Origin of the sequence: Pantoea phytobeneficialis, assembly GCF_009728735.1 — a bacterium.
In the GTDB taxonomy this organism is placed as follows: domain Bacteria; phylum Pseudomonadota; class Gammaproteobacteria; order Enterobacterales; family Enterobacteriaceae; genus Pantoea; species Pantoea phytobeneficialis.
The window spans coordinates 2354301-2370018 of record NZ_CP024636.1 but is presented as its reverse complement, the minus strand read 5'-3'; the positions used below and the strand labels follow the sequence as shown (position 1 = coordinate 2370018).

The 15718-nt window shown below is 51.0% G+C and carries 12 protein-coding genes; 10 read left to right on the top strand and 2 right to left on the bottom strand.

Annotated elements, in window-relative coordinates; all coding sequences use genetic code 11:
* Positions 1-8 precede the first annotated feature (8 nt).
* Together CTZ24_RS11015 and CTZ24_RS11010 are read left to right on the top strand one after the other, a co-directional pair.
* Positions 9-1349, top strand: a complete 1341-nt coding sequence (locus tag CTZ24_RS11015; RefSeq protein WP_208723535.1) for a UDP-glucose dehydrogenase family protein — start codon at positions 9-11, stop codon at positions 1347-1349.
* 14 nt (positions 1350-1363) lie between these two features.
* Entirely contained in the window at positions 1364-2371 is a 1008-nt protein-coding gene (locus tag CTZ24_RS11010) for an NAD-dependent epimerase (protein WP_208723534.1), read from the top strand.
* A gap of 97 nt (positions 2372-2468) precedes the next feature.
* Here the strand turns inward: CTZ24_RS11010 and hns are convergent, their stop codons facing one another.
* Positions 2469-2876, bottom strand: coding sequence for a histone-like nucleoid-structuring protein H-NS (hns, locus tag CTZ24_RS11005; protein ID WP_036625038.1), 408 nt, complete (start codon positions 2874-2876; stop codon positions 2469-2471).
* Positions 2877-3294: 418 nt separating this feature from the next.
* Here hns and tdk point away from each other — a divergent pair, with 418 nt between their 5' ends.
* Positions 3295-3915 carry a thymidine kinase gene (tdk, locus tag CTZ24_RS11000; protein WP_021183059.1) on the top strand — a complete coding sequence of 207 codons (621 nt, stop codon included), beginning with the start codon at positions 3295-3297 and terminating at the stop codon, positions 3913-3915.
* Positions 3916-3966: 51 nt separating this feature from the next.
* Here the strand turns inward: tdk and adhE are convergent, their stop codons facing one another.
* Positions 3967-6654: a bifunctional acetaldehyde-CoA/alcohol dehydrogenase gene (gene adhE / locus CTZ24_RS10995; RefSeq protein ID WP_021183060.1), complete on the bottom strand. Its 2688-nt coding sequence runs from the start codon at positions 6652-6654 to the stop codon at positions 3967-3969.
* Positions 6655-7090: 436 nt separating this feature from the next.
* Here adhE and CTZ24_RS10990 point away from each other — a divergent pair, with 436 nt between their 5' ends.
* The 7 genes from CTZ24_RS10990 (at position 7091) to oppF (ending at position 15699) form a co-directional block, all read left to right on the top strand.
* Positions 7091-7738 carry a YchE family NAAT transporter gene (locus CTZ24_RS10990; RefSeq protein ID WP_021183061.1) on the top strand — a complete coding sequence of 216 codons (648 nt, stop codon included), beginning with the start codon at positions 7091-7093 and terminating at the stop codon, positions 7736-7738.
* Positions 7739-8313: 575 nt separating this feature from the next.
* Complete coding sequence (locus CTZ24_RS10985) at positions 8314-9948, top strand: ABC transporter substrate-binding protein (RefSeq protein ID WP_208723533.1); 1635 nt, start codon at positions 8314-8316, stop codon at positions 9946-9948.
* Positions 9949-10110: 162 nt separating this feature from the next.
* Entirely contained in the window at positions 10111-11751 is a 1641-nt protein-coding gene (gene oppA, locus CTZ24_RS10980) for an oligopeptide ABC transporter substrate-binding protein OppA (RefSeq protein WP_208723532.1), read from the top strand.
* 80 nt (positions 11752-11831) lie between these two features.
* Positions 11832-12752 (top strand): oligopeptide ABC transporter permease OppB, encoded by a 921-nt coding sequence (oppB, locus tag CTZ24_RS10975; protein ID WP_013509342.1) that lies wholly within the window; start codon positions 11832-11834, stop codon positions 12750-12752.
* Between the two features lie 15 nt (positions 12753-12767).
* Positions 12768-13676 carry an oligopeptide ABC transporter permease OppC gene (gene oppC / locus CTZ24_RS10970; RefSeq protein WP_036625040.1) on the top strand — a complete coding sequence of 303 codons (909 nt, stop codon included), beginning with the start codon at positions 12768-12770 and terminating at the stop codon, positions 13674-13676.
* A gap of 11 nt (positions 13677-13687) precedes the next feature.
* The gene (locus CTZ24_RS10965) at positions 13688-14701 is read left to right on the top strand and encodes an ABC transporter ATP-binding protein (RefSeq protein WP_208723531.1); all 1014 of its coding nucleotides are present in this window, start codon (positions 13688-13690) and stop codon (positions 14699-14701) included.
* Positions 14698-15699 carry a murein tripeptide/oligopeptide ABC transporter ATP binding protein OppF gene (oppF, locus tag CTZ24_RS10960; protein ID WP_021183066.1) on the top strand — a complete coding sequence of 334 codons (1002 nt, stop codon included), beginning with the start codon at positions 14698-14700 and terminating at the stop codon, positions 15697-15699. Before CTZ24_RS10965 ends, oppF begins: the two co-directional genes overlap by 4 nt.
* Positions 15700-15718: the final 19 nt, after the last annotated feature.

The window sequence follows — 15718 nt, the reverse complement described above, 5'->3', positions numbered from 1 at the left end:
ATAATTCAATGAAAGTCACTGTATTTGGTATCGGCTATGTCGGTCTGGTTCAGGCTGCGGTGTTAGCCGAAGTCGGACATGACGTTCTCTGTATTGATGTCGACGCGAAAAAAGTCGAAAACCTGAAAAAAGGCATCATTCCGATTTATGAACCCGGTTTAACCCCGCTGGTGATGTCGAACTATGAGGCAGGTCGCCTTAAGTTCAGCACCAACGCGGAAGAGGGTGTCAACCACGGTGTGATGCAGTTCATCGCGGTGGGGACGCCCCCGGATGAGGACGGTTCTGCCGATCTGAAATATGTGACTGCGGTTGCGCGTACCATTGCGCAACATATGAATGATCACAAAGTGGTTATCGATAAGTCGACAGTACCGGTCGGTACTGCTGATAAAGTGCGCGCAGTGATGACCGAAACCCTGAAAAAACGTGATGCTAATATCGCGTTTGATGTGGTTTCAAACCCGGAATTCCTCAAGGAAGGTGCAGCGGTTAATGACTGCATGCGTCCTGAGCGCATTGTTATTGGCACCGACAATGACGACGTGGTCGAGCTGTTACGCGAGCTGTATGAGCCGTTCAACCGTAATCACGATCGTATGATTTTGATGGACATCCGTAGTGCAGAGCTGACCAAATACGCAGCAAACTGCATGCTTGCCACCAAAATCAGCTTTATGAACGAGATGTCTAACCTGGCTGAACGACTGGGTGCGGATATTGAGAAGGTGCGTCAGGGTATCGGTTCTGATTCCCGTATTGGCTACCACTTTATCTATCCGGGCTGTGGCTACGGTGGTTCCTGTTTCCCGAAAGATGTGCAGGCGCTGATCCGCACAGCAGAGTCTATCGGTTACAAACCCCGTCTGTTGCAGGCGGTTGAAGATGTGAATGACTCGCAGAAAAGCAAGCTGCCTGGCTTTATCAAACGTCACTTCGGCGATGATTTGCGTGGTAAAACGTTTGCTCTGTGGGGGCTGGCATTTAAACCGAATACCGATGATATGCGTGAAGCCTCCAGCCGTGTACTGATTGAAACGTTATGGGAAGCAGGTGCTACCGTTCAGGCGTTCGATCCGGAAGCGATGGATGAAGCACAGCGTATCTACGGACACCGTAGCGACCTGAAGCTTATGGGTACCAAAGAAGCGGCGTTGCAGGGAGCTGATGGCCTGGTGATTTGCACTGAATGGCAAAACTTCCGTGCCCCTGATTTTGATGTGATTAAAACAGCATTAAAACAACCCGTGATTTTTGATGGTCGTAACCTGTATGATCCGGAGCGTATCAGCAAACGCGGTTTCGTTTATTATGCAATCGGCCGCGGGGCTTCAATTCAAATTGCGTAATAGATGAGGGATGTATGAAGTTTCTGGTTACCGGTGTAGCAGGTTTTATTGGATTTCATGTGAGTCAGCGTCTGCTGGCTGCCGGTCACCAGGTTGTCGGCATCGACAACCTTAATGACTATTATGATGTCGGCTTGAAACAAGCCCGCCTTGACCAGATAGCGCAACATCCCGCATTCAGCTTTAGCAAAATGGACCTGGCAGATCGCCAGGCCATTTCTTCTTTATTTGAGCAGCAAGGTTTCGACCGGGTTATTCATTTAGGCGCGCAGGCAGGGGTGCGATATTCCATAGAAAATCCACATGCCTATGCCGATGCAAACTTGATCGGGCACCTGAATATTCTTGAAGGTTGTCGCCACCATAAAATTGGGCATTTGCTTTACGCCTCGTCCAGTTCAGTTTATGGTCTGAACCGCAAAATGCCTTTTTCAACTGATGATTCGGTTGACCATCCTGTTTCACTTTATGCGGCGACCAAAAAAGCTAATGAGCTGATGTCGCACACCTATTCGCATCTCTACCAATTGCCCACTACAGGTTTACGTTTCTTCACGGTATACGGTCCGTGGGGACGTCCTGATATGGCGTTGTTTAAATTTACGCGCGCAATGCTGGCAGGTGAGCGCATTGATGTTTACAACAACGGGCAAATGAAACGCGACTTCACCTACATTGATGATATTGCCGAGGCCATTGTGCGTTTGCAGGATGTGATTCCGCAACCCGATGAGCAATGGACGGTGGAGACCGGAACGCCAGCAAGCAGTTCAGCACCTTATCGCGTGTATAACATCGGGAATAGCCAGCCAGTGAGCCTGATGGATTATATCAAGGCACTGGAGAATGCCCTGGGCATCGAAGCAAATAAGAATTTGATGCCGATGCAGCCGGGAGATGTGCTGGAGACCAGCGCGGATACGCAACCATTGTATGATGCGATCAATTTCCGGCCACAAACCAGCGTCGCTGAAGGCGTGCAGCAATTTGTTAACTGGTATCGTGAATTTTACCACTCGTAATCATGCATGAAAAAAGGAAGCCTCAGGCTTCCTTTTTTTACCTGGTGAATTCACCAAATGGGTGTGTAATCACAAAAATTGCTAAGCACTGGTGGGGTTACAGCAGGAAATCGTCCAACTGTTTGCCTTGTTCTTCAATCGCTTTTTTAATCACGGCTGGTGTACGACCCTGACCAGTCCAGGTACGGGTTTCACCATTTTCGTCAACATACTGATATTTTGCCGGACGAGCTGCGCGCTTGGTTTTACCCGCAACTTTAGTTTCTGATAAAGCCTGCAATAACTCATTCGGGTCGATACCATCAGCAATCAGCATCTCACGATATTGTTCGAGTTTACGCGTACGCTCGGCATTTTCTGCTTGCGCATGAGACTCTTCTTCACGACGTTCATTCACCACAACTTCGAGTTTCTCCAGCATCTCTTCCAGAGTTTCCAGAGTGCATTCCCGAGCCTGTGCGCGCAATGTACGGATATTATTAAGAATTTTAAGTGCTTCGCTCATTGTCCTAATCTCAAAATATATTTAATGGGAGTTGTTCTGCCAGCTCATAATAGTGGCGGAAAAAAATAACTGCAATAGCCTGATTAAAAAGTAAAACGTAAATTAAAACGCAGAAGGCATTTTTAGCGACAGATGTAGTCTATTTAACTTGTCACATTGTATTCGATAGCCCTTAAAGTTTGTGGTTCAAAGGTGCGGTGAAGGCATGCAGTTGATCCGCTAAAGGAATAAAAATGAATAAAAAGTCGGCATGGCCACTCCTTTATCATTGAGTGCTATTTGCGTGCTCAAGCGGCATTCTGTTAAGTGAACTTATGCTGTTAATTTGAGCAAATGATAAAAACAATCCTACGCTACAGCGTGATACCTTTATGGTAGACTTGCGCGCATCTGATTTTGGCCCTGAAGAGATTTACCAATGGCTCAACTCTATTTTTATTACTCAGCGATGAACGCGGGCAAATCAACGGCGCTGCTACAGTCATCCTATAATTATCAGGAGCGTGGTATGCGCACCCTGGTCTATACCGCTGAAATTGACGATCGCTTTGGTGCGGGCAAGGTAAGTTCACGTATCGGTCTGTCATCACCTGCCTGCTTATATAATGCAGAAACTCAACTCGATGTGGAAATAGCCGCAGAACATGCCCGTCAACCGCTTCATTGTGTATTGGTCGACGAAAGCCAGTTTCTGACGCGCGAGCAGGTCAGGGCGTTGTCGGATGTGGTCGACAATATGGATATTCCGGTGCTGTGCTATGGATTACGCACCGATTTCCGTGGCGAATTATTTGTCGGTAGCCAATATCTGTTGGCATGGGCTGATAAGTTGGTTGAGCTGAAAACCATCTGCCATTGTGGACGTAAAGCCAGCATGGTTTTACGCCTCGACGCCAGCGGTAAGCCTTTTAGTGAAGGTGAGCAGGTGGTGATCGGTGGAAATGAGCGATATATATCTGTCTGCCGTAAACATTATAAACAGGCGATTGATGAAGGATCATTAAAAGCCATATACGGTAATCGCCAGCCCGAATTATAAAATTGCATACATAAAAAAACCCGCCGAGGCGGGTTTTTTTATTATTCAAACTCAGGCTTTTTTGGTTTTTTTCTCTGCTTTCACCACTTTCACCGGTTGTAAGTCAACGGCTTCCGCCACTTCGGCTGTCGCTTCGACAAACTCACGGCCGTAGAAGGTATCCAGCATGATTTGTTTCAGCTCAGCAATCAGCGGATAACGCGGGTTCGCACCGGTACACTGGTCATCGAAGGCATCGTCAGCCAGCTTATCCACTTTCGCGAGGAAATCGGCTTCCTGTACCCCGGCTTCACGAATTGAGGTCGGAATACCCAACTGGGTTTTCATCTCTTCCAGCCACGCCAGCAATTTCTCAATTTTCTGCGCGGTACGGTCGCCATCGGCACTCAGACCCAGATGATCAGCGATTTCAGCGTAACGACGACGTGCCTGCGGGCGGTCATACTGGCTGAAGGCGGTCTGCTTGGTTGGGTTGTCATTGGCGTTGTAGCGAATGACGTTACAAATCAGCAGGGCGTTCGCCAGACCATGTGGAATATGGAACTCAGAACCCAGTTTGTGGGCCATTGAGTGACATACACCAAGGAAGGCGTTAGCAAACGCGATACCGGCGATGGTGGCCGCATTGTGCACACGCTCACGCGCTACCGGGTTTTTCGCACCTTCTTTATAACTGGCTGGCAGATTCTCTTTCAGCAGTTTCAGTGCCTGGAGCGCCTGGCCGTCAGAGTATTCATTGGCAAGGACGGAAACGTAGGCTTCCAGCGAATGGGTTACCGCATCCAGGCCACCGAAGGCGCAGAGTGAACGCGGCATATCCATCACCAGGTTCGCATCGACAATTGCCATATCCGGAGTCAGCGCATAGTCAGCCAGTGGGTATTTCTGACCGGTCGCGTCATCCGTTACCACAGCAAACGGCGTTACTTCAGAACCGGTACCGGAAGTGGTGGTGATGGCGATCATGCGTGCTTTCACACCCATTTTCGGGAATTTGTAGATACGTTTACGGATGTCCATAAAGCGCAGGGCCAGTTCTTCAAAATGGGTTTCCGGATGTTCATACATCACCCACATGATTTTTGCCGCATCCATCGGTGAACCACCACCCAGGGCGATAATCACGTCAGGTTTAAAGCTGTTCATCTGCTCAGCGCCTTTGCGCACAATGCTGAGCGTTGGGTCAGCTTCGACTTCGAAGAACACTTCAGTCTCGATACCGTGTGATTTCAGCACGCGGGTGACCTGGTCAGCATAGCCATTGTTGAACAGGAAACGGTCAGTAACGATGAAGGCGCGTTTGGCCCCATCCGTTGCCACTTCTTCGAGTGCAATTGGCAGAGAACCACGACGGAAGTAGATGGACTTCGGAAGTTTATGCCACAACATATTTTCAGCTCGCTTGGCCACGGTTTTCTTGTTGATGAGATGTTTGGGTCCCACGTTTTCAGAAATGGAGTTACCGCCCCATGAACCGCAACCGAGCGTGAGTGACGGAGCCAGTTTGAAGTTATACAGGTCACCGATACCACCCTGTGAGGCCGGGGTATTGATCAGAATACGCGCCGTTTTCATCTTGTCGCCGAAGTAGTGTACGCGCTCACCCTGGTTATCCTGGTCGGTATAGAGACAGGAGGTGTGGCCGATACCGCCCATAGCAACCAGTTTTTCCGCTTTACCCACCGCGTCTTCGAAATCTTTGGCACGATACATCGCCAGAGTCGGGGACAATTTTTCATGCGCGAAAGGTTCTGATTCATCAACCAGTTTTACTTCACCAATCAGGATTTTGGTGTTAGCCGGGACGGTGATACCGGCCATTTCCGCAATTTTAGGCGCTGGCTGTCCAACAATGGCGGCATTCAGTGCGCCATTTTTCAGGATGATATCCTGAACGGCTTTCAGCTCTTTACCCTGCAACAGATAGCCGCCGTGGGTGGCAAAACGCTCACGCACTGCTTCATAAACGGAGTCAACGACAATCACTGACTGTTCAGAAGCACAGATCACACCGTTATCAAAGGTTTTGGACATCAGTATGGAAGCAACAGCACGTTTAATATCCGCTGTTTCGTCCACCACTACCGGGGTATTACCGGCACCCACACCAATGGCAGGTTTACCTGAGCTGTAAGCGGCTTTCACCATGCCCGGTCCACCGGTTGCCAGGATCAGGTTGATATCCGGGTGATGCATCAGCTGATTTGACAGCTCAACAGACGGGGCATCGATCCAGCCGATAATGTCTTTCGGTGCGCCTGCGGCGATAGCTGCCTGCAACACGATATCTGCGGCTTTGTTGGTGGCATCCTTAGCACGCGGATGTGGTGAGAAGATAATACCGTTACGTGTTTTCAGGCTAATCAGTGCTTTGAAGATGGCGGTAGAGGTCGGGTTGGTGGTTGGAACAATACCGCAAATCAGGCCGATAGGTTCAGCGATGGTGATAGTCCCGAAAGTGTCATCAGTTTCGAGCACACCACAGGTTTTTTCATCTTTATAAGCGTTGTAGATATATTCGGAAGCAAAGTGGTTTTTGATTACTTTATCTTCAATGATGCCCATGCCGGATTCGGCAACGGCCATCTTAGCCAGAGGGATACGTGCATCAGCAGCAGCGAGCGCGGCAGCACGGAAGATTGCATCAACTTGTTCCTGACTAAAGTTGGCGTATTCACGCTGTGCCTTTTTAACACGTTCTACCAGTGCATTAAGTTCGGCGACATTAGTTACGGCCATGGTGTTCTCCTGAAGGAAGTTAAACTTTTTTAGTAAACAAGCCTGGATCCAGAAGTATAGTCGTGCACTGGTCAGGAGAAGCGAGGGAACTCGCAGTTGCTTACTAAAAAGGTTTTCCGGTCTGGATACTAAAGCCTCAGGATTCTGTTTCGATGGGGTAAGATTACCCCCGATGAGGTAGGAGAATTATGATGCAGATCAATTTTGCCCCAAGCTGACACCTTTCAGCACCCACTTTCGCAAGTAAAGTAATCGCGGGCGCCACAAAATGACGACTGCTCAGCAGCAAAGTGGTAACTCACCATTAACGCCAGTCAGATGCACTGGATTAAAGGTAAAAAAGCAGCATAGTTTTCTGCTTAAACCACTGGTTTTTCTCCCGGCTTTTGCACTACATTAAGCGCGATTTTCACTGTGACCATTTCTGGAGCTGACTGTGACCCCCGTGCTACTTGATCTATCCGGCTATATTAAGTTTTTTGTCGGTTTGTTCGCCCTGGTGAACCCGGTGGGCATCATTCCGGTGTTTATCAGCATGACCAGCTACCAGGGGGCTGCGGAGCGCAATAAAACCAATCTTACGGCTAACCTTGCAGTGGCGATCATCCTGTGGACCTCGCTGTTTCTTGGTGATGCGATTTTGCATCTGTTCGGCATCTCCATTGATTCCTTCCGCATTGCTGGTGGCATCCTGGTGGTGACCATTGCCATGTCGATGATCAGCGGTAAGTTGGGTGAGGATAAGCAGAACAAGCAGGAGAAATCAGAAACCGCGATTCGCGAAAGCATTGGTGTGGTGCCTCTGGCATTGCCGCTGATGGCCGGTCCCGGCGCCATCAGTTCCACCATCGTCTGGAGTACCCGGTATCACAACTGGCAAAATCTGCTGGGATTCACCGTCGCTATTGCCATATTCGCCTTTTGCTGTTGGCTGTTGTTTCGAGCGGCACCGTTAATGGTTCGCGTACTTGGCCAGACCGGAATCAACGTTATTACCCGTATTATGGGTTTGCTGTTGATGGCGTTAGGAATTGAATTTGTAGTCACCGGACTAAAAGCCATTTTCCCTGGTTTATTAAGTTAAAAATTGGCTTAATTTTTCTCACGTCATCAATGGATGATCCTGAATGGTGCAATCAGGTAAAATATTGCACCATTTAAGTGCTTTTATTCATCGTGCTTAACAGCGCAGTGCTGATATCAATTTTGCTACTGCCGTCTCCTTCCCTTGTGTGATTCTCGTTTTTTATTGTGATAATTATCACAGCATCATATCTGGCATAATTGCCAATGATATAAATAAAACCTCTGTATGTGGTTATTTTAGTGAATTTATATGCCATTGGAATGCTAACTAATGGCATATAACGCATTTAAGATATAAGCCAGTCGCGCATGCGCATAATGTCAGCAAAAATTGATATAAATAAATTAAAATCAATGAATTATGTGATAATTCTGGTTAAGAATTAACACTTTTCCTTCTCACCAGGACGTGATAAAAGAGAATTAGCTAACATTTTTGCGGTTTAGCTTTGGCGTGCGGGTATTTGTTCTGATAATTTTCGGACCATCACAATTTTTTTATCTGATAGTCAAAAATGTGTACGGTTCTTGCTTACACGCTATCAGGTTTATGTTTAGGGTTGATTTCTGTTGATGAAATGGAAGGTAGCGAAGGTCACGGCGTTTTCACCTCTCGCCTTTTGCCTGTGGGGTTTGTTTAGCCAAAGCCAGGCGGCTGAGATTCCTGTGGGGACACAATTATCCGACACCCAGCGCATTGTGATTAATAATGGCAGCGAAGTGGCGTCCCTTGATCCGCAAAAAATCGAAGGCGTACCGGAATCCAATGTGATCCAAAGCCTGCTTGATGGTCTGGTCAACACTGACAACAACGGGAAGATTGTGCCCGGCGTCGCGGAAAAGTGGCAGAACGATCAGGGACGCGTCTGGACCTTTACCCTGCGTGATAACGCGCGCTGGAGCAACGGTGAACCCGTAACGGCGCAGGATTTTGTCTACAGTTGGCAGCGTCTGGCTGATCCCAAAACCGCTTCCCCCTATGCCAGCTATTTACAGGCGGCGCATGTGGAGAATATTGATGCGGTGATGTCGGGGAAAGCCAAACCTACAGCGCTGGGCGTCAAAGCACTGGATGCCCGTCATTTCCAGGTTACGCTCTCTGAACCGGTTCCCTATTTCCTTTCAATGGTCGCCAACACTGCGATGAAGCCGGTTTATCGTCCGGCGGTGGAGCAGTGGGGCGAACAATGGACTCAGCCTGAACACTACGTCAGTAATGGTCCTTATACCCTGAGCCAGTGGGTGGTGAATGAAAAAATCGTGGTAAAGCGTAATCCACTGTACTGGGACAACGCCCACACGGTGATTGAAGAGGGTGTTTATCTGCCCTTGTCGTCGGAAAACAGCGACGTTAATCGCTATCGCAGCGGCGGCACGGACATGACCAACAGCGTTGTGCCGCCCGATATGTTCCATAAATTGCAGCAGGACCTGGGTGATGAGGTCAAAGTCAGCCCGCTACTGTGCACCTTCTATTACGAAATCAATAACAAGAAAGCACCGTTTACCGATGCACGGGTGCGTACTGCGCTGAAGCTGACGCTGGATCGTGACATCATCGCGCAGAAAGTAATGGGGCAGGGGCAAATTCCCGCGTATAGCCTGACGCCGCCGTTTACCGATGGCATCACGCTTTCCCCGCCCGCCTGGTTTAAGCAGACGCAGGCGGAACGGAATGCCGCAGCCAAAAAGCTGTTGGCTGAAGCCGGCTTTAATGATCAGCACCCGCTGCGTTTCACGCTGTTGTACAACACCTCCGAGCAAAATAAAAAACAGGCGATTGCTGCGGCTTCTATGTGGCAGAAAAACCTTGGTGCGGTGGTGACGCTACAGAATCAGGAGTGGAAAACGCTACTCGAAACACGTCATCAGGCGCAATACGACGTGGTGCGCGCGACCTGGTGCGCTGATTACAACGAACCATCGACCTTTCTGAATATGTTGCTGACTGGTGCTTCAATTAACACCGCGTTTTACAGCAGCCCGGTTTTTGACCAGTTGATGAATAAAACCCTCACGGTGCCGGATGCGGCAGCGCGTGCGGCGCTTTATCAACAGGCTGAGACGCAACTGGATAAAGACTCGGCGATCATTCCGGTCTATTACCGTGTCAGCGTGCGACTGGTGAAACCTTGGGTGGGGGGCTTTACCGGCCAGGACCCGCAGGATCTCATCAATCTGAAATACTATTACATAAAGAAACATTGAGTAATGGGCTGATCCGGCGCTACAGTCGGGCGGCACGTTACCGTGGCAACACCTGAAAAGGTGATTGCGATCTCTGACCAGACAGGGCGGAGATCTCCCGGATACGGGGTACGCCGGGCGGTGTTAACTTCCCGGTGACGATAATAAAACTGGAGCGTAATAATGAACAACATCACGAAAAAAAGCCTGATCGCCTTAGGTGTGGTTGCGGCGATTGGCGCGCTGGCAGGGAATGCCGCGCTGGCAGCAAATGTGCCAGCAGGCGTTGAATTGGCAGCAAAGCAGGAGCTGGTGCGCGGTAATGGCGACGAGGTCCAATCTCTGGACCCGCATAAAATTGAGGGTGTGCCGGAAGACAACGTGGCGCGCGATCTGTATGAAGGTCTGTTGGTCAGCGACAGCGATGGCAAACCGGTTCCGGGTGTTGCTGAAAGCTGGGAAAATAAAGACTTTAAAGTCTGGACTTTCCATCTGCGTAAAAATGCCAAATGGTCCAATGGCGCGCCGGTAACAGCACAGGACTTCGTTTACAGCTGGGAGCGTCTGGTTGATCCCAAAACCGCGTCACCGTACGCCAGCTATCCGCAATATGGTCACATCGCCAACGTTGATGACATCATTGCCGGTAAAAAACCGATTACCGATCTGGGCGTGAAAGCGCTTGACGATCATACGCTGGAAGTGACCCTCAGCGAGCCGGTGCCTTATTTCGACAAACTGCTGATCAACTCCGTGATGTCTCCGGTGTACAAACCGGCAATTGAAAAATTTGGCGACCAGTGGACGCAGCCGCAAAACTGGGTGGGTAACGGCGCCTTTAAATTACAGGACCATGTGATCAACGAGCGTATTACGCTGGTACGTAACCCGGAATATTGGGACAACGCACATACCGTGCTGAACAAGGTCACTTTCCTGCCGATCAACTCAGAAGTCAGTGATGTGAACCGTTTCTTCTCCGAGAACGGCAGCGACATGACTTACAACAACATGCCGATCGAGCTGTTCAAAAAGCTGCAACGTGATAACCCGAAAGAACTGCATGTAGATCCGTATCTGTGTACTTACTACTACGAAATTAACAACCAGAAAGCACCGTTCACTGACCCGCGTGTGCGTGCTGCGCTGAAACTCGGCCTTGATCGCGACATCATGGTGAACAAAGTTCTGGCACAGGGCCAGCAGCCAGCCTACAGCTTCACCCCGCCAGCCACCGATGGCATGGAGATTCTGCCGCCAGACTGGTTCAAGTGGTCACAGGAAAAACGTAACGCAGAAGCGAAGAAACTGCTGGCTGAAGCCGGTTATACCGCTGATAAACCGCTGACGTTTAACCTGCTGTACAACACCTCCGATCTGCATAAAAAACTGGCGATCGCAGCGGCATCTATCTGGAAGAAAAACATTGGCGTGAACATCAAACTGGAAAACCAGGAGTGGAAAACCTTCCTGGATACCCGTCATCAGGGCAACTTTGATGTGTCCCGTGCCGCCTGGTGTGCAGACTATAACGAACCAACGTCGTTCCTGAACATCATGGTATCTGACAGCAGCAGTAACACCTCGCATTATAAGAGCGCAGAATTTGACAAGGTGATCAAAGACGCAATTAAAGCGCCTGACGCCAAAGGTCGTGCTGCCGATTATCAGAAAGCCGAGCAGATCCTGGATAAAGACAGCACCATCGTGCCGGTTTACTACTACGTGAACGCGCGTCTGGTGAAAACCTATGTGGGTGGTTACACCGGCAAAGATCCGCTGGATAAAACCCTCGATAAGAACTTTTATATAATTAAACACTAATAGCACACAGGCTATCAGACAGAGGCGGTGCTGCGGCACCGCCCATTACTTTGTGAAGCAACAGCCTGGTAGGTACGGCAATGTTAAAATTCATCCTGCGCCGGATTCTTGAAGCGATTCCGACGCTCTTTGTTCTAATCACCATCTCCTTCTTTATGATGAGACTGGCCCCCGGCAGCCCCTTTACCGGTGAGCGTACCCTGGCGCCCGAAGTCATGGCCAATATCGAAGCCAAATATCATCTCAACGACCCCATCGGCAAACAGTACGTTGATTACCTGATCCAGTTGGCGCACGGCGACTTTGGTCCCTCCTTTAAATATAAGGATTACAGCGTTAACTATCTGGTGGGACATGCCTTCCCGGTATCAGCCAAGCTCGGGCTTGCCGCCTTTGTGCTGGCAATGGTGCTGGGCATTGCGGCGGGCGTGATAGCCGCGTTAAAACAGAACAGTTTATGGGATTACGCGGTGATGGGGGTCGCCATGACCGGCGTGGTGATACCCAGTTTTGTGGTAGCGCCATTGCTGGTGCTGATCTTCGCCATCACCCTGCGCTGGCTGCCTGGCGGCGGCTGGAATGGTGGGCAACTGCAATATATGCTGCTGCCGATGGTAGCGCTGTCGTTAGCGTATATCGCCAGCATCGCACGTATCACGCGTGGTTCAATGATTGAAGTGATGCACTCCAACTTTATCCGCACCGCGCGGGCGAAGGGGCTGCCGCTGCGTCGTATCGTGCTGCGTCATGCGCTGAAACCGGCACTGCTGCCCGTCATCTCCTATATGGGACCGGCTTTCGTCGGTATCATCACCGGTTCAATGGTGATCGAGTCGATTTACGGCCTGCCGGGTATTGGTCAGCTGTTTGTGAATGGTGCGTTGAACCGTGACTATTCGCTGGTGATGAGCCTGACCATTCTGGTTGGTGTGCTGACTATTGTGTTTAACGCGGTCGTTGACGTGCTGTATGCCGTTATCGATCCGAAGATTCGCTACTGACGCCGGAGTTCGCCCATGATGTTAAGTAAGAAAAACAGCGAAGCTCTGGATGCCTTCAGTGAAAAGCTGGAAGTGGAAGGGCGCAGCCTGTGGCAGGATGCGCGTCGTCGCTTTATTCATAACCGCGCCGCGCTACTCAGTTTGCTGGTGCTGGTGCTGATCGCGCTGTTTGTGATTTTTGCGCCGATGCTGTCGCAATTCCGCTACGACGATACCGATTGGGGCATGATGTCGGCTCCGCCGGATACCACTTCGGGTCACTGGTTCGGTACCGACTCTTCCGGGCGTGATCTGCTGGTGCGCGTGGCCATCGGTGGCCGTATCTCGCTGATGGTGGGGATTGCCTCTGCGTTGATTGCGGTGCTGGTCGGCACCTTGTACGGTTCGGCTGCCGGTTATCTTGGCGGTAAAACCGACTCGGTGATGATGCGTATTCTGGAGATCCTCAACTCCTTCCCGTTTATGTTCTTCGTCATTCTGCTGGTGACCTTCTTTGGCCGTAATATCCTGCTGATTTTTGTCGCCATCGGCATGGTGTCGTGGCTGGATATGGCACGTATCGTGCGCGGGCAAACCCTGGGCCTGAAACGCAAAGAGTTTATCGAAGCCGCGCAGGTTGGTGGGGTATCAACGATGAACATCGTGTTGCGCCATATCGTACCTAACGTCCTCGGGGTGGTGGTGGTGTATGCCTCGCTGCTGGTACCCAGCATGATCCTGTTCGAATCCTTCCTCAGCTTCCTCGGCCTGGGTACGCAGGAGCCGCTGAGCAGTTGGGGGGCGTTGTTAAGCGACGGGGCAAACTCGATGGAAGTTTCCCCCTGGTTGCTGATGTTCCCGGCGGGTTTCCTTGTGATCACGTTGTTCTGTTTTAACTTTATCGGCGATGGCCTGCGTGATGCCCTCGACCCGAAAGATCGTTGAGGAGTTTCCCGATGACCATTCATGAATTTCAGCCAGCAATGGCGGCCCGTGCGGGAAGCAACCTGTTGTTAGATGTTAAAGATCTGCGTGTCACCTTTGGTACGCACGATGGCGATGTCACTGCGGTCAACGATCTCAACTTCTCGCTGCGAGCCGGTGAAACCCTCGGTATCGTTGGCGAGTCGGGTTCCGGTAAATCGCAGACCGCGTTTGCGCTGATGGGGCTGCTGGCGAAAAACGGTCGCATTGGCGGATCTGCCAAATTTAACGGCCAGGAGATCCTCAACCTGCCGGAAAATACGCTGAATAAACTGCGCGCCGAGCAGATCGCGATGATCTTCCAGGACCCGATGACCTCGCTGAACCCTTACATGCGCGTTGGCGAACAGCTGATGGAAGTACTGAAGCTGCATAAAGGGATGAGCAACGCCCAGGCGTTTGAAGAGTCAGTGCGTATGCTGGATGCGGTAAAAATGCCGGAAGCACGCAAACGCATGAAAATGTATCCGCATGAATTCTCAGGCGGGATGCGCCAGCGCGTAATGATTGCTATGGCGTTGCTGTGTCGTCCGAAATTATTGATTGCCGATGAACCCACCACCGCATTAGACGTGACGGTACAGGCGCAAATCATGACGCTGCTGAACGAACTGAAGCGCGAGTTCAACACGGCGATCATCATGATTACGCACGATCTGGGCGTGGTTGCCGGGATCTGCGACAAGGTGCTGGTGATGTATGCCGGGCGTACTATGGAGTATGGCCGGGCGCGTGATGTGTTCTATCAACCGGCGCATCCGTACTCGATTGGTCTGCTGAGCGCGGTACCGCGTCTCGATGCCGAAGGGGAGTCGCTGATGACGATTCCGGGTAACCCGCCCAACCTGTTGCGTCTGCCGCAGGGCTGTCCGTTCCAACCGCGATGCCCGCATGCGATGGATGTCTGTGCCAAAGTCCCGGCACTGGAACCTTTTGGTGAAGGTCGTCTGCGCGCCTGCTTCAAGCCGGTGGAGGAGTTAGTATGAACGCCGTAGCTGAGAAAAAAGTGTTACTGGAAATCGCCGATCTGAAGGTGCATTTCGATATCAAAGATGGCAAGCAGTGGTTCTGGCAACCCGCCAAAACCCTGAAGGCGGTGGATGGCGTGAGCCTGCGCCTGTACGAGGGGGAAACCCTCGGCGTGGTGGGTGAATCCGGCTGTGGTAAATCGACGCTGGCACGCGCAATCATCGGGTTGGTGAAGGCCACTGATGGTCGTGTGGCATGGCTGGGACGCGATTTGCTGGGACAGAGTCAGGAAGAGTGGCGCAAAGCGCGCAGTGATATCCAGATGATCTTCCAGGACCCGCTGGCGTCGCTCAACCCGCGTATGACCATCGGCGATATCATTGCGGAGCCGCTGCGCACCTATCATCCGAAGATGCCGCGTCAGGAAGTGAAGGACAAGGTCAAAAACATGATGATGAAGGTTGGCCTGCTGCCCAACCTCATCAACCGTTATCCGCATGAGTTTTCGGGCGGTCAGTGTCAACGTATCGGCATTGCGCGTGCGTTGATCCTCGAACCGAAGCTGATTATTTGTGATGAACCCGTTTCTGCGCTCGATGTGTCGATTCAGGCGCAGGTGGTGAACCTGTTGCAGCAGCTGCAACGTGAGATGGGGCTGTCGCTGATCTTCATCGCGCACGATCTGGCGGTGGTTAAACACATTTCTGACCGTGTGTTGGTGATGTATCTCGGTCATGCGGTGGAGCTGGGGACTTACGATGAGGTCTACAGCAATCCGCAGCACCCGTATACGCGTGCGTTGATGTCAGCGGTGCCGATTCCCGACCCGGATCTGGAGAAGAACAAACAGATTCAGCTACTGGAAGGGGAACTGCCGTCGCCGATCAATCCGCCATCAGGTTGCGTATTCCGCACTCGTTGTCCGATAGCCGGGCCGGAGTGTGCCAAAACGCGTCCATTGCTGGAAGGCAGCTTCCGTCATGCGGTGTCTTGTCTGAAGGTCGATCCGCTATAAAACACAACGCCGGGCAAGT

Bases quoted from the DNA above. Each gene is read 5' to 3' on its own strand.
- CTZ24_RS11015 (WP_208723535.1), top strand. From the start codon at position 9: ATGAAAGTCACTGTATTTGGTATCGGCTATGTCGGTCTGGTTCAGGCT.
- CTZ24_RS11010 (WP_208723534.1), top strand. From the start codon at position 1,364: ATGAAGTTTCTGGTTACCGGTGTAGCAGGTTTTATTGGATTTCATGTG.
- hns (WP_036625038.1), bottom strand. From the start codon at position 2,876: ATGAGCGAAGCACTTAAAATTCTTAATAATATCCGTACATTGCGCGCA.
- tdk (WP_021183059.1), top strand. From the start codon at position 3,295: ATGGCTCAACTCTATTTTTATTACTCAGCGATGAACGCGGGCAAATCA.
- adhE (WP_021183060.1), bottom strand. From the start codon at position 6,654: ATGGCCGTAACTAATGTCGCCGAACTTAATGCACTGGTAGAACGTGTT.
- CTZ24_RS10985 (WP_208723533.1), top strand. From the start codon at position 8,314: ATGAAATGGAAGGTAGCGAAGGTCACGGCGTTTTCACCTCTCGCCTTT.
- oppA (WP_208723532.1), top strand. From the start codon at position 10,111: ATGAACAACATCACGAAAAAAAGCCTGATCGCCTTAGGTGTGGTTGCG.
- oppB (WP_013509342.1), top strand. From the start codon at position 11,832: ATGTTAAAATTCATCCTGCGCCGGATTCTTGAAGCGATTCCGACGCTC.
- oppC (WP_036625040.1), top strand. From the start codon at position 12,768: ATGATGTTAAGTAAGAAAAACAGCGAAGCTCTGGATGCCTTCAGTGAA.
- CTZ24_RS10965 (WP_208723531.1), top strand. From the start codon at position 13,688: ATGACCATTCATGAATTTCAGCCAGCAATGGCGGCCCGTGCGGGAAGC.
- oppF (WP_021183066.1), top strand. From the start codon at position 14,698: ATGAACGCCGTAGCTGAGAAAAAAGTGTTACTGGAAATCGCCGATCTG.